The sequence below is a fragment of the Methylobacterium sp. 2A genome (assembly GCF_009806555.1).
In the GTDB taxonomy this organism is placed as follows: Bacteria; Pseudomonadota; Alphaproteobacteria; order Rhizobiales; family Beijerinckiaceae; genus Methylobacterium.
This window is the reverse complement of record NZ_VUOK01000062.1, coordinates 244290-262587: the sequence shown is the minus strand read 5'-3', so window position 1 is coordinate 262587 and position 18298 is coordinate 244290. Positions and strand designations below refer to the sequence as shown.

Here is an 18298-nt window from a genome sequence, read left to right as displayed (position 1 = left end):
GTGTTCATCGCGGTCGGCACCCCGTCCCGCCGCGGCGACGGCTTCGCCGATCTGAGCTTCGTGTTCGACGCCGCCCGGGAGATCGCCGGTGCGCTCTCGGGCTTCACCGTGGTGGTCACCAAGTCCACCGTCCCGGTCGGCACCGGCGACGAGGTCGAGCGCATCATCCGCGAGGCCAACCCCGACGCGGCGTTCGCGGTCGCCTCCAANCCCGAATTCCTGCGCGAGGGCGCGGCGATCGCCGACTTCAAGCGCCCCGACCGGATCGTGGTCGGCACCGAGGAGGCCCGGGCCGAGGCGGTGATGCGTGAGGTCTACCGGCCGCTCTACCTCAACGCCGCGCCGATCCTCGTGACCAGTCGCCGCACCGCCGAGCTGACCAAATACGCCGCCAACGCGTTCCTGGCCGCCAAGATCACCTTCATCAACGAGATCGCCGACCTGTGCGAGGAGGTCGGCGCCGACGTGCAGCAGGTCGCGCGCGGCATCGGGCTCGACAACCGGATCGGCACCAAGTTCCTGCATGCCGGGCCGGGCTATGGCGGCTCGTGCTTTCCCAAGGACACGCTGGCGCTGGTCAAGACCGCCCAGGATGCCGGCACGCCGCTGCGGCTGGTCGAGACCGTGGTGGCGGTCAACGACCAGAGGAAGCGCGCCATGGCGCGCAAGGTGATCAAGGCCTGCGGCGGGAGCGTCCGGGGCAGGACGATCGCGCTGCTCGGCCTGACCTTCAAGCCCGACACGGACGACATGCGCGACGCGCCCGCGCTGGCGATCGTGGCGGGCCTGCAGGATGCGGGCGCGAAGGTGCGCGCCTACGATCCCGAAGGGATGGCGCAGGCGCGGGCGCTGATGCCGGCTGTGGATTACGCCGAGAACGCCTATGCCTGCGCGGAGGGGGCCGACGCGCTCGTGATCGTCACCGAGTGGAACGCGTTCCGGGCGCTCGACCTCGACCGGCTGCGGCAGGCCATGGCGTCCGGCGGCGCGAGTCCCGTCCTGGTCGATCTGCGCAACATCTACGATCCCGAAAGCGCCGCGCGCCACGGCTTTATCTATTGCGGCGTCGGACGAAACGGGGCCGGTCCCGGGCCGAACCCGTCCTGACCTGTGCGACGATCCGAGGATCTCTTCGGAAGATCTTTTTGCGCCCCGGGCACGATGCCGTTAGACGGGCTCCCGGCGGCGGGGCGAAACTGTGGCTTTCTGGTGATCGTTTCTGCGTCTCGACGACCAGTCGACCCGTCCAAACTTGGCGTTCTGATCGCTGGAATTGGATAGGTTTCTGATGAATACATGTCACAGCCTTCGGCAATTTTGCCACGCCGGGATGACCTCGCGCGGCGGCCGGTTGGACACCGCAATGGTGCCACAGTAAGGGGTGACAGGGTACTCACTCGTCGCGAGCCGAGCCGACTTCCGATAACGAGCGTGTGCGAACCGAACGTGACACAACGTACAGACATTGCGATCGTCGGACGCGCCTGCCGACTGCCCGGGGCCCCCAGTGTGGACGGGCTATGGTCACTCCTCTCCGAGGGGCGCTGCGCCGTCAGCAAGGTGCCGGCCGACCGCTTCTCCCTGGAGCGGTTCGCGCATCCGCGCGCCCATGAGCGCGGCAAGAGCTACACCTGGGCGGCGGGCGTCATCGACGACGTGTGGTCGTTCGACCCGGCGGTGTTCGGCATCTCGCCCCGCGAGGCCGAGCAGATGGATCCGCAGCAGCGGATGCTGCTGGAGCTGACCTGGGAAGCCCTGGAGGATGCGGGCCTGCGCCCGTCGAGCGTGGCCGGCAGCAACATCGGCGTGTTCGTCGGCGCCTCCTCGCTCGATTACGGCAACCTGCGCATCCTCGACGCGCCGTCGGGCGACGCCTACGCGGCGACCGGCAACACGCTCTCGATCATCTCGAACCGCATCTCCTACATCTTCGACCTGAAGGGGCCGAGCTTCACGGTCGACACGGCCTGCTCGTCCTCGCTGGTCGCCTTCGACAATGCCGTGCAGGCGATCCGGTCGGGCCGCATCGATACGGCGGTGGTCGCGGGCGTCAACGTCCTGGCGAGCCCGTTCAACTTCATCTGCTTCTCCACCGCGCAGATGCTCTCGCGCACCGGCCTGTGCCAGGCCTTCTCCAAGAACGCGGACGGCTACGTGCGCTCGGAGGGCGGCGTGGTGTTCGTGCTGCAATCGGCCGAGGCCGCGCGGCGCAACGGCGCCACGGTCCGTGCCGTGGTGGCCGCATCGGGCATCAACTCGGACGGCCGCACCACCGGCATCTCGCTCCCCTCGGGCTACGCCCAGGGCGCCCTTCTGGAGAAGGTCTACCGCGAGGCCGAGATCCGGCTCGACGACCTCGCCTTCATGGAGGCGCACGGCACCGGCACGCCGGTGGGCGACCCGATCGAGGCCTCGGCCATCGGCTCGAAGCTCGGCCGCGGCCGGCAGGCGCCGCTGCCGATCGGTTCGATCAAGACCAATATCGGCCATACCGAGCCGGTCTCCGGCCTCGCCGGCCTGATGAAGGCGACGCTGGCGCTCGAGCACGACCTCGTGCCGCCGTCGCTGCACGCGGCCGAACTGAATCCCGAAATCCCGTTCGACGAGCTGAACCTGCACGTCGTGCGCGAGCCGCTGAAGATCGGCCGCAACGGCCGCGAGCGGTTCGCCGGCGTGAACTCCTTCGGTTTCGGCGGCACCAACGCCCACGTGGTCATCACCGATGCCCCCGCTTGGTCCAAGGCCCCCGAGACGGCGCCGGAGCCCGCCGCGCAGGTGCTGCTGCTCTCGGCCCAGAGCCGGGCCGCGCTGAACGAGCTGGCCCTCGACTATGCCGAGCGCCTGGAGGCCGAGCCCGCCCGGGTTCCGACCATCGCGGCCGCCGTCGCGCATCGGCGCGAGCGCATGCCGGCCCGCCTCGCCATCGCCCTCGACGGCAAGACCGATGTCGCAGCCGCCCTCCGCGCGGTCGGCGAGGGTGAGGACAGCTCCGACGCCTTCACCGGCACCGCGGTCGACCGCGTGGCCGAGGTGGCCTTCATCTATTCCGGCAACGGCAGCCAGTGGGCCGGCATGGGCCGCGAGGCCTATGAGGAGAACGCGGTCTTCCGCGCGACCTTCGACCGGATCGACACCCTGTTCCAGACCTATTCGGACTGGTCGCTGAAGGAGGCGCTCTACGCCGAAGACCTGGACGAACGCCTCGCGCTGACCAGCGTCTCGCAGCCGCTGATCTTCGCGATCGAGAGCGCCTCCACGGCCGCCCTCAAGGCCAAGGGCCTGATCCCGTCCTACGTCCTCGGCCACAGCGTCGGCGAGATCGCGGCCGCCGAGGCCGCCGGCATCCTGAGCCTGGAGGATGCGGTCCGGGTCATCTACTACCGCAGCCACCACCAGGAGACGACGCACGGCCAGGGCACCATGGCGGTGCTGCTGATGCCGTCCGAGGAGGTCGAGACCTTCCTGAAGGATTTCCCGGCCCTCGACATCGCCGCCTACAACAGCCCGAAGGCCGTGACGGTCGCGGGTCCGGTCGCCGATATCGAGGCCGCCCTCAAGGCCCTGTCGCGCAAGCGCCGCCGCGGCCGCAAGCTCGACCTCGCCTACGCCTTCCACGGCCGGCTGATGGACCCGACCGAGAAGCCGCTGCTGCGCGATCTCGCCGGGCTGAAGTCCCGCGCCGGCACCACCGCGATGGTCTCCACCGTGACCGGTTCGGTGCTGGACGGCTCGCATTTCGGCGCCGGCTACTGGTGGCGCAACATCCGCGAGCCGGTGCGCTTCTGCGAGGCCGTGCAGGATGCCACCCGCCGCGGCGCCCGCGTGTTCGTCGAGGTCGGCCCGCGCGCGACGCTGATGTCGCATGTCGGCGACGCGGTCGAGCCGCTCGGCATCGAGACCGCCACGGTCGGCGTGATGCACCGCAAGGCCTCGGGCGGCGACCCGATCGCCAAGGCGGTCAGCGCCGCCCTGGTCCAGGGTGCGCAGGTCGACGAGGCCGTGCTGTTCGGCGATGCGCCGCGGGGCGACGTGCGCCTGCCGACCTATCCGTGGCAGCGCCGCCCGTTCCGCCTCGCCGACACCACCGAGGGCGTCGGCGCGATGAGCCCCCGCCCCTACCACCCGCTGATCGGCTCGCGCACGGCCTTCGACGGGCTGGAATGGAACGGCTTCGTCGATCCGGTGACCGTGCCGGAGCTGGAGGATCACAAGGTCGACGGCCAGGTGATCATGCCGGGCGCCGGCTTCGTCGAGATGGCCTTGGCCTGCGTCCGCGAGGCCCTGCGCGACGACGCGGTCGTGCTCGCCGATTTCGAGATCGTGGCGCCGATGGTGTTCACCGAGGACGCCCTGCGCGAGGTCGCGGTGCGCCTGTCGGGCACCGGCAACGGCATCCAGGTGCTGAGCCGCCCGCGCCTGACCCAGACGCCCTGGCAGCTCCACGCCCAGGCCAAGATCGTCGAGGGCACCTTCTCGGCCCCGAAGGCGCCGGACCTCGACGGCTTCAGCTTCGAGACGGCCGGCGAGCACGTGCTCTCCGGCGACGCGCTCTACGCCAAGGCCCTGGCCTCCGGTCTCGCCTTCGGCCCGAGCTTCCAGCAGGTCGCCATGAGCGCCCGGCTGGATGACGCCACCATCGTCTCCGACCTGCTGCCGGCCGAGCCCGACACCCGCTACGGCCTCGTGCCGAACCGGCTGGACGCCTGCTTCCACGGGCTGATCCTGCTCTTCGCCGACCTGCTCGGCGAGAACGGCGGCAAGGCCTATATCCCGGTGCGCTTCGGCGAGGTGCGGCTGCTGCGCCCCGGCGCGGTGATCGCCCGCTCGATCATCCGGACCCGCCGCTGCAACGAGCGCTCGATCCTGGCGGATTTCACGCTGCTCGACGCCGAGGGCGCGGTGATCGCCACGATCCGCGAGGGCCGGTTCCAGGCGCTGCGCGCCAAGGGCGGCGGCGACCTCTCGGTCTACGCGCTGTCGCAGGTGCCGGAACTCGCCACCGAGCCGACCGCGATCCCGATGGAGCGCCGTCCGAGCGTGGCCGCGCGGCTGCGCCCGCTCGCCGCCGAGGCGAAGGGTCCGGCCGACGCCGCCCTGTCGCCGGGCCACCTCCTGCTGGAGGGCTGGGCGACCTCGCTCGCCTACCGCCTCGCCTCCGGGCTGGCGCAGGGCGAGACCGTCTCGGTCACCGACAGCCGCGTGCCGGAATCCCTCCGTCCCTGGCTCCTGAACGCCCTCTACGCCCTGGAGAGCAGCGGGCTCGCCGAGCGCGCCGGTCAGAACTGGACGCTGGGCGACGGCTCCGCCCTGCCGGCGCCCGACGAGATCATGCGCTGGATCGCCGGCGACCATCCGGATCTCTCGGCCGAGCTGGTGCTGATCGCCGATGTCGGCGCTCTGGTCGACCGGCTGCTCGCCGGCACGCTGAGCGACGCGCCGTCCCTGCCGCAGGGGGCGATCGACGCCTTCGTGCTGCGCTCGGCCACCGCGCGCCACGGCGCCGACGTGGTCGCCAACCTGATCGAGCGCAGCCTCGCCCAGCTCCCGAAGGAGCGGGCCCTGCGGGTCCTGCAGGTCGGCTTCGGCCCGCTCTCGGCCCAGGCCGCGACCTTCGCGGCCGCCGCCGAGGCGCGGCTCACCGTGTTCGAGACCGACCGCCGGCTCGCCGAGCGCGCCCGCCTGTCGCTCGGCCGCGCCGCCGCCGTGGTGGAGACCGCGGATGAGCTCGCCCCGGGGAGCTTCGACCTGATCCTGGCCTCCGGCAGCCTGCATCGCGGCGACCGCGCCCTGCCGGGCCAGCTCGCCGGGGCCCTCGCCACCGGCGGCCTGCTGGTGGCGGTGGAGCCGGGGGCCTCCCTGTTCCGCGACCTCGTGTTCGGCCTCAACCCCGGATGGTTCGAGGAGGCGGTCGGAGGCCTGCCGGTCGGCCGGCTGGAGGATATCGAGGGCTGGCAGCGCACGCTCAGCGCCCACGGCCTCGTCAAGGTCGAGGTCGAGCGGGCGGCGTCGGCCAACGGCGACGACCTGCTGCTGACGGCGGAGGCGCCGGTGCGCCCGGGTCCGGCCCCGGCGCAGAGCTTCGCCTTCATCATCGGCTCCGACGACGAGTTCGCGGCCGAGACCGCCTCCTCCCTGGCGACCCTGCTGGTCGCGGGCGGCGTGCATGTCTCGATCATCCTCGACTCCGAGACCTCGCTGATGGAGCTGGAGAAGGAGACCCCCGACACGGTGGTGTTCCTGGCCGGCGCCTTCACCCGCGGCGGCGAGGCGGCCGAGCGGCTGCGCGACCGCTGCCTCAGCCTGAAGCGCTGCACCGAGCATCTGGGATCCCGCCAGACCCGCCTCTGGGTCGTGGCCCCCGGTGCGACCCGTGACCGCGGCGGCCAGACCACCAACATCGAGGCCGGCGTGTGGGCCTTCTCCCGCACGCTCGCCAACGAGGCCCCGAACCTCGACGTCCGCCGCATCGACCTCTCCCCCGAGATGTCGTCGAAGCGCGCCTCCGAGCGCCTGCGCGACCTCATCCTCTCCGGCACGCCGGAGACCGAGATCGTGCTGGACGACGAGCGGACGCAGGTCGTGCGCTTCCATGCCGGCCGGCCGCAGCACCGGGATCCGGCGGATCTGGTCCCGGCCGAGGCCGCGCGCCTGGAGCGCAGCAACACCGGCGGCCTCAGCGAGATGGTCTGGGGTCCGGCCGAGCGCCGCGCCCCCGGCAAGGGCGAGATGGAGATCGCGGTCGAGGCCACCGGCCTCAACTTCCGCGACGTTCTCTGGGCGCTCTCGATGCTGCCCGAGGAGATCCTGGAGGACGGCTTCGCCGGCCCCCGCCTCGGCCTCGAATGCGCCGGCCGCGTCACGGCCGTCGGTCCGGGCGTGAAGGGCTTCAAGGTCGGCGACCCGGTCGTCGCCTTCGCGCAGTCGGGTTTCGCCACCCACATCGTGGTGCCGGATCTCGTCGTCGCGCCGATGCCGCAGGGCCTCGACCCGATGGCGGCCGCCACCGTGCCGGTGGCCTTCCTCACCGCCTATTACGGCCTCGTCTCCTGCGCCCGGATGCGGCGCGGCGAATGGGTGCTGGTCCATGGCGGCGCGGGCGGCGTCGGGCTGGCGGCCCTGCAGATCGCCAAGCTCAAGGGCGCGCGGGTCATCGCCACGGCGGGCTCCCGCGAGAAGCGGGCGCTGGTGAAGGCTTTGGGCGCCGAGCACGTGCTCGATTCCCGCTCGCTTGCCTTCGTGGACGAGGTCCGGGCGATCACCGGCGACGGCGTCGATATCGTGCTGAACAGCCTGTTCGGCGAGGCGATGGAGCGCTCGCTCAACGCGCTCCGGCCGTTCGGCCGCTTCGTCGAGCTGGGCAAGCGCGACTACGTCGCCAACACCCATATCGGCCTGCGCCCGTTCCGGCGGAACCTCAGCTATTTCGGCGTCGATCTCGATCAGGTGATCCAGCACCAGGGCGACGACGGCGCGCGGATGTTCCGCGAGGTGATGGCCCTGTTCAACGACGGCGGCCTGAAGCCCCTGCCCTATCAGCCCTTCACCGCGGCCGAGACCTCGGACGCGTTCCGGCTGATGCAGCAATCGGGTCACATCGGAAAGATCGTGATCAGCCCGCCCAAGGCCGGCACGATCATGAAGGACACGGCGAAGCCGTTCACGGTCTCGGAGACGGGCGTCCACCTGCTCACCGGCGGCCTCGGCGGCTTCGGCCTGGAGGCGGCGCGCTGGCTGATCGACCGGGGTGCCAAGCATCTCGTGCTCGCCGGCCGCAAGGGTGCGGCCACCGATGAGGCCAAGGCGATCGTCGCCGAGCTGTCGGCCCGCGGCGTGACCGTCGAGGCCAAGGCCGTCGACATCACCAGCCGCGCCTCGGTGGACCGGCTGCTCGCCGAGATCGAGCAGAAGGGCAAGACGCTCGCGGGCGTGCTCCACGCCGCCGCGGTGCTTCAGGACGGCCTGATCGCCAACATCGACGCCGCGGCGCTCGACGCGGTGATCGGCCCGAAGGTGATCGGCGCCCAGCACCTGGACGCCGCCACCCGCGACCGGAGCCTCGACTACTTCGTCCTGTTCTCCTCGGCGACGACCTTCATCGGCAATCCGGGCCAGGGCTCCTACGTGGCCGCCAACGGCTTCATGGAGGGCCTGGCGCGGCAGCGCCGCCGCCGCGGCCTGCCGGCCCTGGCGGTGGCCTGGGGTGCGATCGGCGATGTCGGCATGCTCGCCCGCAACCGGGCGGTCATGGAAGGCCTCGCCGGCCGCGTCGGCGTCACGCCGATGGAGGCGCGCCGCTGCCTCGACCTGATGGCCGAGGCTCTGGGCAGCCAGGGCGCGTCTCCGGACGAGGCGGTCATCGCCATCGCGGCGATGCATTGGGGCAAGGCGCGCGAGCGTCTCGCCACCATGCGCTCGCCGAGCTACGCGGAACTCGGCTCGGACCAGCAGGCCGAGGCCGGCGGCGTCCAGGCGATCAACATCGCGGCGCTGCTCAAGGGCGGCGACCTCGATGCGGTCCGCAAGACCGTGTCGGACGCGATCGTCGAGGACATCGCCCGCATCCTGCGGCTGCCGAAGGACGATATCAGCCGCGTGCGCCAGCTCTCGGAGATCGGCCTCGATTCGCTGATGGGTGTCGAGCTCGGCGCCAGCCTGCAGGAGCGCTTCGCCCTTGAGGCGCCGCCCGCGGGCCTGTCCTCGGGCATGACCGTCAACGAGCTGTCGGAGTCCTTAATTCAGGCGGTTTCCGCGCCCATGGATGAGGCGGCCGGCGTCGCGATGAGCCTCGTCTCGAAGCATGTCGGTGGTGAGATCGATGCGCAGATGATGGCGCCTCTCCGGGAGCTCATCGAGCAGACGTCCAGCGAGATCAAAGAGACGAACTCATGACCGATACGGCACGGCCGGACGGCGGGCGCGCGGCGCTCGCCGGCTTCGTGACCAACCGCCTCGGGCGCGCGACGCCGCGCCCGGCCCCCGTCAAGGCGGCCTCCCCCGCCGGCCAGTCGGCGGCGCAGAATTTCGAGAACCTGCCGGGCTACCGGGAGCTGAAGCTCCAGCGTCAGGCGGCCGAGCTGATCGGCCTGGGCAACCCGTTCTTCCGCGTCCACGACGCCAAGGCCGGCGCGACCACCCGGATCGACCAGAAGAGCTTCACCAACTTCTCGTCCTACGATTATCTCGGCCTCAACGGCCATCCGCGGGTGAGCAACGCCGCCCGCGAGGCGATCGACGCCTACGGCACCTCGGCTTCGGCGAGCCGCGTCGTGGCGGGCGAGCGGCCCGGGCACATCAGCCTGGAGCAGGCGCTGGCCAAGCACTACCGCTCCGAGGGCTGCGTCGTGATGGTGAGCGGGCACGCCACCAACGTGACCACCATCGGCGCCCTGCTCGAAGCCGGCGACGTGATCTTCCACGACGCGCTGTCCCACAACAGCATCGTCACGGGCGCGCAGCTCTCCGGCGCCCAGCGGCGCTCTTTCGCGCATAACGACCTCGACGCCCTGGAGACCCTGCTCCAGTCGACCCGCCACGAGCACCGCCGGGCGCTGATCGTGGTCGAGGGCCTGTACAGCATGGACGGCGACGCGCCGGACCTCGCGGGGCTCATCGCACTCAAGAAGCGCTACGATGCGTGGCTGATGGTCGACGAGGCGCACGGCCTCGGCGTCACCGGCCGCACCGGCGCGGGCCTGTTCGAGCATTGCGGTGTCGACCCCAAGGAGGTCGACATCTGGATGGGCACGCTGTCGAAGACGCTGTCCACCTGCGGCGGCTACATCTGCGGGCCGATCGCGCTGATCGAGTATCTGAAGCACTCGGCCGGCGGCTTCGTCTACAGCGTCGGCATGTCGCCGCCGCTCGCCGCCGCCGCCGAGGCGGCGCTCGCGGTGCTGCATGCCGAGCCGGAGCGGGTCGAGCGCCTGCGCCAGAACGGCACGCTGTTCCTGACCACTGCCAAGAAGCTCGGCCTCGACACCGGCTTCAGCCTCGGCCTCGCCGTGGTGCCGATCATCGTCGGCGACTCGCTGAAGGCCGTGACCCTGTCGGACCGGCTGTTCCGGCGCGGCATCAACGTGCAGCCGATCATCCATCCGGCGGTCCCCGAGCGGGCCTCGCGCCTGCGCTTCTTCCTGACCTCCGAGCACACGCCCGATCAGATCCGCGATACCGTGAACGCGGTCGCGGAGGAGCTCGCGGCGATCGACAAGGGCGGCTCGCTGATCGAGCAGCTGCTGGCCAAGCGGGCCTGAGTCTAGTCCGGGGCCGAGCGCCTCGGCCCCGATCCGCCTTGACCGAACACGAGAACAGGGCGCGGATATCATCCGCGCCCTGTTCTCGTTCGGGGATCTGTCGGGATGTTCGCCGGCCCGGAGGCCGGCGGCGTGGCCTACTTCGTATAGGCGTAGGCCGTGGCCACGGAGGCGACCGGGCCGGTGACGCCGCTGAAGGCGGTCAGAACCTTCGACACCTCGGTGAACGGCGCGTTCGACACGTAGATCAGGTCGCGGTTGCGCATCCGGAACGCCTGGGACACGAACAGGCTGTTCGGGTCGCGCATGTCGATCCGGTACACCACCGGAACCAGCGGCGTGCCGAGCAGCTTCGAGCCCGGCTTCAGCCGCCGCACCACGCTGGCCGGCTCGAACCGGAAGATGAAGGTCCCGGCCGGATCGGCGGCGAAGTCCGACAGGCCGCGCGCCTTGGCCAAAGCCTGCGCCAGCGTGATCCCGTCGGCCTGGAACGGCAGCTCGGTGCTGTTGCCCAGCGCCCCCACCGCGATGAAGGTCTGCGGATCGCGCACCAGCGTCAGCACGTCGTTGGGCCGCAGGTAGATGTTCTCCCGCGGGTTCGACACCACCGTGGTCAGCGGCACGGTCGCGGTCACCGACCCGCGCGAGAGCCGCACGAAGGTCTCGTTGACCGGCGAGCGGTTGCCGCCGGCGGCCGCGATGACGTCGAGGATGCGGTCGCCGTGGCCCGACAGCGGCAGGCGGGCGCCGGCCGCACCCTCGCCGGTCACCGTCACGGCCTGGCTGATCGGCCGGGTGACCGAGACCAGCACCTGCGGCTGGATCGCCTTGCCGGCGAGCTCGTTCTCGATCAGCGCCTGGACGTCCTGAGGCCGGCGGCCGTCGACCTTGATCCGGCCGGCATAGGGCACCGAGATGGCACCGTCGCGCCCGACCGGCTGCTCGGGGATGAGGGCGGACTTGGAACCGGCCGAGAAGCGGTCGGCGACGAGCGGCCCGGAGAACAGGCCGCCGGAGCCGGCTTCCCAGATCGAGACCGAGACCATGTCGCCGATGCCGATCACCGGCTCGGCCGACGGGCGGTGGTCGCCGAAGGAGGCGAGCAGGCTGTCGAGCGGGCGCCCGCGCAGGGCCTCGATCACCGCGGGAGTGACGTCGATGATCTCGTAGCGCGCCAGCAGGCTGCCGTCGGCGGTGGCCACCTCCGAGCCCGCCTGGATCGCACTCGCCGTCGGACCCGCCGCAGGCAGGTACGTGCAGCCGCCGGCAGATCCGGCCGCCAGGGCAGCCATCAGGGCGGTGCGCGCCGTCTTACGCAGCATCACAGAGTCTTCTCCAGCCGATCCCGCGCCATCGCTGGCCCGGACCGGGATATCCAGTTAGATCGCCAAACGCTGCGATCGCTTTAACGGCCGTGCGACCGCCCTCGCGGAGGGTTGCATTATCCGTCAGTAATACGTCACCAGCATGGCACCGCCACGCTTCGCGCCGGCAAGCTTGGCCATATCATGTCGCAGCGGCGATGTCCGCAGGCGCGGTGGCGATGGCACCGCGCAGGTCCCGCCCCAGCGCGTCGGCCGCGATGTCGAGCCGGCGCGGGGGGGCAGCCGGCCCGCCGAACCGGAACAGCGCATACTCGGTCGTCCGACCGCCGAAGCCCGGCGTGCAGGCGGGCAGCGAGGGCGCATGATCGCCGAACACGCAGAGCGTCATGGTCTGGCCGCGCTCGGCGGCCAGACGGTCGAGCCCGGCCGCGACCGCCTCCACCATCTGCCCGGTATGGGCGACGTGGTGCATGTACTGCGCCTGCGGATCATCGATGCCGGGGAGCCGCCCGGGCTTCCAGGGCCCGTGGTTCTCCATGGTCACGCAGAACAGGAACAGGGGCGTGCGACGGGCCTGGACCTCGGCGAGGAGGCGCTCGCCAAGCGCCACATCGCCGACATAGGGGCCGACCCGCTCGGCCTCCCCGAACGCCTCCTCCATCACGAGGTCGGAGAAGCCGAAGGCTTCCATCACCTGCGCCCGGCGGAAGAAGTCCCGGTGGAACGGGTGCAGGAACAGGGTGTCGTAGCCGCGGCCGCGGGCCAGCCGGGCGAGGCTCGTCGGCTCGTCGCCGCCGCGGGACGTGTAGGGGTCGTAGCGGCCGAAGCCGAGGGTGTCGGAGGGCCGCCCGGTCAGCACGGCGTGCTCGCTGCGCATCGTGTAGGCACCGTGCGCCGGGACCTGGAGGCGGCCGTACTGCGCCGCCCGGCTGCGGAACAGCGCCATCACCGGCAGGGCCGGGCCGCCCAGGCGCTCCGGATCGATGAACGATTCGAGCTGGATCACCACCACCACGTCGTCCCCCGGCCCGGGGGGCAAAGCGGGCGGCTCGGGCACCGGCTCGCCGCCCGCGAAGGCCCGGGCGGTGTAGCCCAGCAGGCTCGCCGGCAGGCCGACCCGGGCCACGTCCGCTTCGAGATCGGGGCGCGGGAACCAGCGCGCGATCCCGTGCGCGAGCGGCTGTCGCGGCGCGGCCCAGGCCAGCAGGGCGAGCAGCAGCGGCAGGCCGAGGAGCGCCAGGATCCGCGGGAGGGTGGCCTCCGGCAGCACGCTCGGCTCGGTGCGGTACCAGAGCACGGTCGCGCCCAGGGTGGCGAGGACGGGGATGCTGACGCGCGGATGCCACAGGGGCGGGATGTAGTAGAGCTGCGGGTGGCGCGGCACCTGCGGCAGCAGGGCGAAATCGCTGAACAGCAGCGGCTCGCCGATCACCGAGCGCTTGGCCCGGCTGACGACGATCAGCGCCGTGACCGAGATCACCAGGGTCAGGGCGGCGAGCCAGGGCCGCCAGGAGAAGGCGAACCAGAACAGCAGGATCAGCAGGTAGCCGGCGAGCCGCAGGGCGAGGTCCCGCGGCGCGAGGCTCGCCCGGGTGATCGAATCGCCGGCGACCCCCTCCAGGACGAGGCAGAGCGCGAGCGCGAGGCCGGTGGCGATGAGGAACGTCGTCAAGACACGAAACACTCGGCGTGGGGCAGCTTCATCGCTGCCGGGAAAAGGTGTGCGGAAGCATAGCGTTGTGGGCCGTTCCCGATCCCGTGGGATAAGGAGCCGGCCCGGGGCGGGCCGCTGACGGCCGACATTAGCAGCACGCGCTATCGCTTTGATGTCGCGGGCATATCACGTCCTATCGCGGGCCGGCCTCGCGGCCGACGCCCCGGCGGCTGCGCAGCGCCCGCACGATCGGGTTGAGGAGCCCGTAGCGCGCGCGCATCACCCAATGGGCGGTGCGGCCGATCGAGAGGGCGCTGCGCGGGGCCGCCTCCCGGGCGGCGCTCAGGCGGTCGAGGAGCTGCTCCGGGCTGCACGGCTTCATCGCCACGGGGTCGAGGTAGCGCGGATAGAGGATCATCGCCCCCGCCACCAGCTCGTCGAGACCGAGCCTGCGGCCGCGATCGGCCCCCGGCGCGAGATCCTCCGACAGGCCCCAGCCCGCGTAGAACGGCCGTCCGTGGGTCGCCACGGTCAGGCCCCGGATCAGCGCCTCGAACCCGGCGAGCGACGTCATGGTCTCCACGTGATGCACCCGGTCGAGGAGATCGACGATGCTGATGCCGGGAACGATCCGGTCGGCGAGCGTCAGCGCCTCCGCCTCCGGGATGATGCCCGGGCGGAAGCCCGCCTCCACGTCGGGGTGCGGCTTGTAGAGCAGGAACGCGTCCGGGTTGCGCCGCCGCGCCGCCGCGAGCAGCGCCCGGTTCGAGCGGACCAGCGGGGAGCCGTGCCGCACCGAGGCATCGTCCTCCACCTGGCCCGGTACCAGCACGATCCTGCGCCCGGCGGGCCAGTCGAGGGCGGCCGCGTCGAGCCCGACATTGTACTTGCTGAGCCGGCGCGCCACGACCTCCTCGCGCAGGCGCTTCGCCCGGGCGACGAGCTCCGGGGTGAAGTCCGAGTCCGCCAGGAGGCGCTGCAACCGGCTCTCCCGGCGCGGGTCGTAATAGATGCCGAGATCGTCCACCACGATCGAGGCGCCGGGCTGCAGGCTCGCGCCGAGGCCGACCGAGCGCAGGAATCCGTCCTCCACCCGGGCGAGCGGCAGCCCGACCTCCGCGCAGGCTTCCTCCAGCCGGCCCGGCGCCCGGGTCGCCCAGGCGAGGACGCGGCCCCGGTGGCGCCGCCCCGCCGCGACCGCGGCCTCGGTGGTCATGGTATGGACCGGGCGTCCGGCGGGGCCGGCCCCGAGCACGTCGAGGGCCGGGCGCTTCCAGCGCGACATCCCGACATAGATCACCCGCCGGTCGTTCTCGGCGAAGCGCGCCTGGAGCCAGGCCACGCGCTCGGTACAGGCCGCGCGGTCGATCGGCACCCGGGTCCAGGGATCGAGGTAGTGGACGCCGCCCTCCCCGCCGAACGGCCTTCCATCGAGGCTGATCCGCAGGGATGCGAAGCCGCGCTCCGGATCGTCGTAGGGGCTCAGGAGCGGGCCGGGCGCGACCACGAGGCGGCGGCGGCCGGTCAGCCCGAGCAGCCGGTCGACCGCGCTCCCCGTACCCCAGACCACGCCGACGGCGCCGGGATGCGCCCGCCCGAAGGCGAGGCCCGTCGCCGCCTCGATCTCCACCCGGAGGCGGCGGATCGTCCGGCCGGTCGCGTAGAGCGACGGGGTCGGTTCAAGGGGCATGGTTTCGCAGCATCTCTGGCTATCGGGCTCCGCGCGGCCGTGAGGTTCGCCCGCCTGTAGCGCATTTTCGCGCGGATGGCGTGGGAATGGGAGGTGTGGGATTTCGGGGACAACCGGGACGATCCCGCACGCGCGCCAGACGCTTGAAAGGATTCGGACATACCGTCGCCGTGATTGGCCGCTCAATCCGAGTCGGGGCCGCAAAACGCGACCGTTGCAGACGGGTCACGCGGGTGCGGAAAAGCCGTGCTGCGGCACGGCCTCGGATTGCGAGGCCGCCGGAGCTCGTGCCACCTCACGGCAACGTGCCGGCCCGTCGGGCAGTTTTAGGTCAAGGAAGAAGCGCCGCGGAATGCAACAGCCCGCCTCTGATGCCCTCCGCGACCGCCCGGCGACCTTCCTGTTCCTGCAGGGGATCGCCACGCCGTTCTTCTCCGATCTCGGGAAGGCGCTGCGCGCGCGGGGCCATCAGGTCCGGCGCATCAATCTCTGCCCGGGCGACTGGCTGTTCTGGAACGGTTCGGCCGACAATTACCGCGGCCGGCGCGAGGCCTGGGGCATCTATCTCGAAGCCTATCTGACCCGCGAGGGCATCACCGACATCGTGCTGTTCGGCGATTGCCGGCCGTTCCACAAGGCGGCGCGGATGATCGCCGAGGATCGCGGCCTGCGGGTCCACGTGTTCGAGGAGGGCTACATCCGCCCCAACTGGATCACCTGCGAGCTCGGCGGCGTGAACGGCTTCTCGTCCCTGCCCCGCAGCGCCGACGAGATCCGCGCCCTGGCCCGGCGCCTGCCGCAGCCCGGCCGGGCGATGCCCTCCACGGGCGACATGGCGCGCCGGAGCATCTGGGATGTCGGCTACAACCTCGCCAACGTCCTGTTCCCCTACCTCTACCCGCATTTCCGCAGCCACCGGCCGACCCACATCGCCGCCGAGTATGCCGGCTGGATCAAGAAATTCGCCCGGCGCGCCCATACCCGCCGCGAGGCGGCCCGCTGCGACGAGATCTACCGCGCGGTCGGCTGCGACTATTTCCTGCTGCCGCTCCAGCTCGACAGCGACTACCAGATCCGGGTCCACTCGCCGTTCCTCGGCGTCGAAGGCTTCATGGACCGGGTGATCAAGTCCTTCGCGGATGCCTCGGCGGCGCCGACGCGGCTCCTGGTGAAGCTGCACCCGCTGGACAGCGGCCTGATCAACTGGCGCAAATTCGCCCGCGCCTCCGCCCGCCGCCACGGCGTCAGCGACCGGCTCGACTTCATCGACGGCGGCGACCTGCCGGCCCTGATCAAGGGCGCCCGCGGCGTGGTCATCGTCAATTCGACGGTGGGGATGCTGTCCCTGGAGATGGGCTGCCCGACCCATGCGGTCGGCACCGCGATCTACAACATGGCCGGGCTGACCCACCAGGGCGACCTCGACGGCTTCTGGAAGAACCCGACCCCGCCCGATATGGGCCTGATGGCCGATTTCCGCCGGGTCGTGCTGCACCGGACACAGGTCAACGGCGGCTTCTTCTCCAAGGAGGCGATCGACCGGGCCGTGGCCGGCTCCGTGCCACGGATGGAGGCCGCCCTGCCCGATTCGATGCTGGCGGCGGCGCGGGCGATCCGCGAGGCGGCCGAGCGGAACGGCGAACTGGCGCCGGTCTACTGACGGCTTTCCCGGCGACTGAGTCCCGTCGACCCTTGATCTTTCCATACGGGCCGGCGTAACCCGCTCCATGCCTCGCATTCTGATTACCGGCGCGTCGAGCGGCATCGGCGCTGCGCTGGCGCGCCACTACGCGCAGCCCGGCGTGAGCCTCATCCTCGTCGCCCGCAACGCCGAGCGCCTCGAACGGGTCGCCGGGGATTGCCGCGCCAAGGGCGCCGTCGTCGAGGTCGCCCGCCTCGATACCCGCGACCGCGCCGCCACGGGAGCGCTGGTTCACCGCACGGATGCGGAGGCCCCCCTCGACCTCGTCATCGCCAACGCGGCGGTGAACGGCGGCAACCAGGAGGGGCAGGTCGAAGCCGAGGACGTGGCGTTCGAGACCGCCGACATCAACTACACGGGCTCGCTCAACGTGATGCTGCCCACGCTGACGCTGATGCTCCAGCGCGGGCGCGGCCAGATCGTCCTGCTGTCGTCGCTGGCGGCCTACGCCCCGCTCCAGGATGCGCCGGCCTATAGCGGGGCGAAGGCGGCCCTCGTCGCCCACGGCCTCGCCCTGCGGCAGAAGGTCGGGCCTCGGGGCGTGAAGGTCAACGTCGTCACGCCCGGCTACGTGAAGACCCCGATGGGCGGCGAGCTGAAGGGCTGGCGGCCTCTGGAGATCAGCGCCGAGGAGGCGGCCGTGCGCATCGCCAGGGGCATCGCGGCCAACCGCGACGTGATCGCCTTCCCGTTCATCCTCACGGCGCTCGCGCGGACCGTGCTGCTCCTGCCGGAGAGCGTCCGCAAAGCCGGCCTCTACGCCTTCCGGTTCCAGCGGCGGAAGCGGCGCTGATGCCCCGGCCCCGGATCGCGCTGTTCGTTCTGGAGGCGCTTCCGAACGCCCGGGTGGTCCGTCGGTTCGTCGCCGATCACCGGGCCGACATCGCCTTCGTCGGCCTGTCCAACGCCGAGCGGCCGTCGAGCGGCGGCCTGACCGGGCAGATCCGGCGGCACCTCGCGCGCTCGGGGACCGGCATCCTGCCCTATCTGGCGGTGAATTTCGGGCTGCCGGACCTGATGCGCCCGCTCGCGCCGCTCACCCAGGCGGCCTCCGGCAGCGGCGATGCCCCCGAGGCGACGCCGCTCAAGACCCTCTGCCGCCGCCTCGGCATTCCGAGCCTGACGATCGACGACGTCAACGGCCCGGAGGTCGCCCAGAGGCTGCGCGAGGCGGCGCCCGACCTGATCCTGACGTACCATTTCGATCAGATCCTGAAGCCCGAGACCATCGCGCTGGCGCGGCTCGGCGGCATCAACGGCCATCCCGGCCTGCTGCCGCGTCATCGCGGCCCGGTGCCGACGATCCATGCGCTCTCCGAGGGGCCCGGCAGCTTCGGCATGACCCTGCACCGGCTCGCCGCCGCGATCGATGCCGGAGCGATCCTGTCCCAGGAGGCGGTTCCGCTGCCCCCCGGCACCACCGCCACCCGGGCCGCCGTGGCGCTCCATGCCCATGGGCGCGGGATGCTGGACCGGCTGCTCGACGCGGTCGCCCGCACCGGCGCCCTGCCGGAGGGCCGGAGCTTCGAGGTGCTGCCCTATTGCCCGTTTCCGGATCGCGCGATGCTGGCCTCCCTGCGCCGCCGGGGCCTGCGGCTCACCGACGGGCGGGATCTGCGGGAGGCGGTGAGCCTGTCGGGGCGGGCCGCATAGAGTCTGATAAGCGGCTCAAGG

At 71.5% G+C, this 18298-nt stretch carries 9 protein-coding genes; 6 read left to right on the top strand and 3 right to left on the bottom strand.

The window, feature by feature from the left end:
* The 3 genes from FVE89_RS29610 to FVE89_RS29600 all read left to right on the top strand — a co-directional run.
* Positions 1-1107, top strand: a 1107-nt coding sequence (locus FVE89_RS29610; RefSeq protein WP_161393721.1) for a UDP-glucose/GDP-mannose dehydrogenase family protein, incomplete at its 5' end; no start/stop codon positions are given.
* A gap of 339 nt (positions 1108-1446) precedes the next feature.
* Positions 1447-8889: an SDR family NAD(P)-dependent oxidoreductase gene (locus FVE89_RS29605; RefSeq protein ID WP_342389957.1), complete on the top strand. Its 7443-nt coding sequence runs from the start codon at positions 1447-1449 to the stop codon at positions 8887-8889.
* A complete protein-coding gene (locus tag FVE89_RS29600; RefSeq protein ID WP_161393719.1) occupies positions 8886-10253 on the top strand; it encodes an aminotransferase class I/II-fold pyridoxal phosphate-dependent enzyme in 1368 nt (455 codons plus the stop codon). The genes FVE89_RS29605 and FVE89_RS29600 overlap by 4 nt, the downstream gene beginning before the upstream one ends.
* A 137-nt stretch (positions 10254-10390) precedes the next feature.
* Here FVE89_RS29600 and FVE89_RS29595 read toward each other — a convergent pair whose 3' ends face one another.
* From FVE89_RS29595 to FVE89_RS29585, 3 genes are all read right to left on the bottom strand, one after another.
* The gene (locus FVE89_RS29595; protein WP_161393718.1) at positions 10391-11575 is read right to left on the bottom strand and encodes a polysaccharide biosynthesis/export family protein; all 1185 of its coding nucleotides are present in this window, start codon (positions 11573-11575) and stop codon (positions 10391-10393) included.
* Between the two features lie 184 nt (positions 11576-11759).
* Entirely contained in the window at positions 11760-13250 is a 1491-nt protein-coding gene (locus FVE89_RS29590) for an LTA synthase family protein (RefSeq protein ID WP_161393717.1), read from the bottom strand.
* A 175-nt stretch (positions 13251-13425) separates the two neighbouring features.
* The gene (locus tag FVE89_RS29585; RefSeq protein ID WP_161393716.1) at positions 13426-14922 is read right to left on the bottom strand and encodes a capsular biosynthesis protein; all 1497 of its coding nucleotides are present in this window, start codon (positions 14920-14922) and stop codon (positions 13426-13428) included.
* Between the two features lie 352 nt (positions 14923-15274).
* Here FVE89_RS29585 and FVE89_RS29580 point away from each other — a divergent pair, with 352 nt between their 5' ends.
* The 3 genes from FVE89_RS29580 to FVE89_RS29570 all read left to right on the top strand — a co-directional run bounded on the left by FVE89_RS29580 (position 15275) and on the right by FVE89_RS29570 (position 18277).
* Positions 15275-16582 carry a capsular biosynthesis protein gene (locus tag FVE89_RS29580; RefSeq protein ID WP_161393715.1) on the top strand — a complete coding sequence of 436 codons (1308 nt, stop codon included), beginning with the start codon at positions 15275-15277 and terminating at the stop codon, positions 16580-16582.
* A 67-nt stretch (positions 16583-16649) separates the two neighbouring features.
* A complete protein-coding gene (locus FVE89_RS29575; protein ID WP_161393714.1) occupies positions 16650-17417 on the top strand; it encodes an SDR family NAD(P)-dependent oxidoreductase in 768 nt (255 codons plus the stop codon).
* On the top strand, positions 17417-18277 hold the full coding sequence (locus tag FVE89_RS29570; protein WP_161393713.1) for a formyltransferase family protein: 861 nt from the start codon (positions 17417-17419) through the stop codon (positions 18275-18277). Before FVE89_RS29575 ends, FVE89_RS29570 begins: the two co-directional genes overlap by 1 nt.
* The last annotated feature ends 21 nt before the right edge of the window (positions 18278-18298 follow it).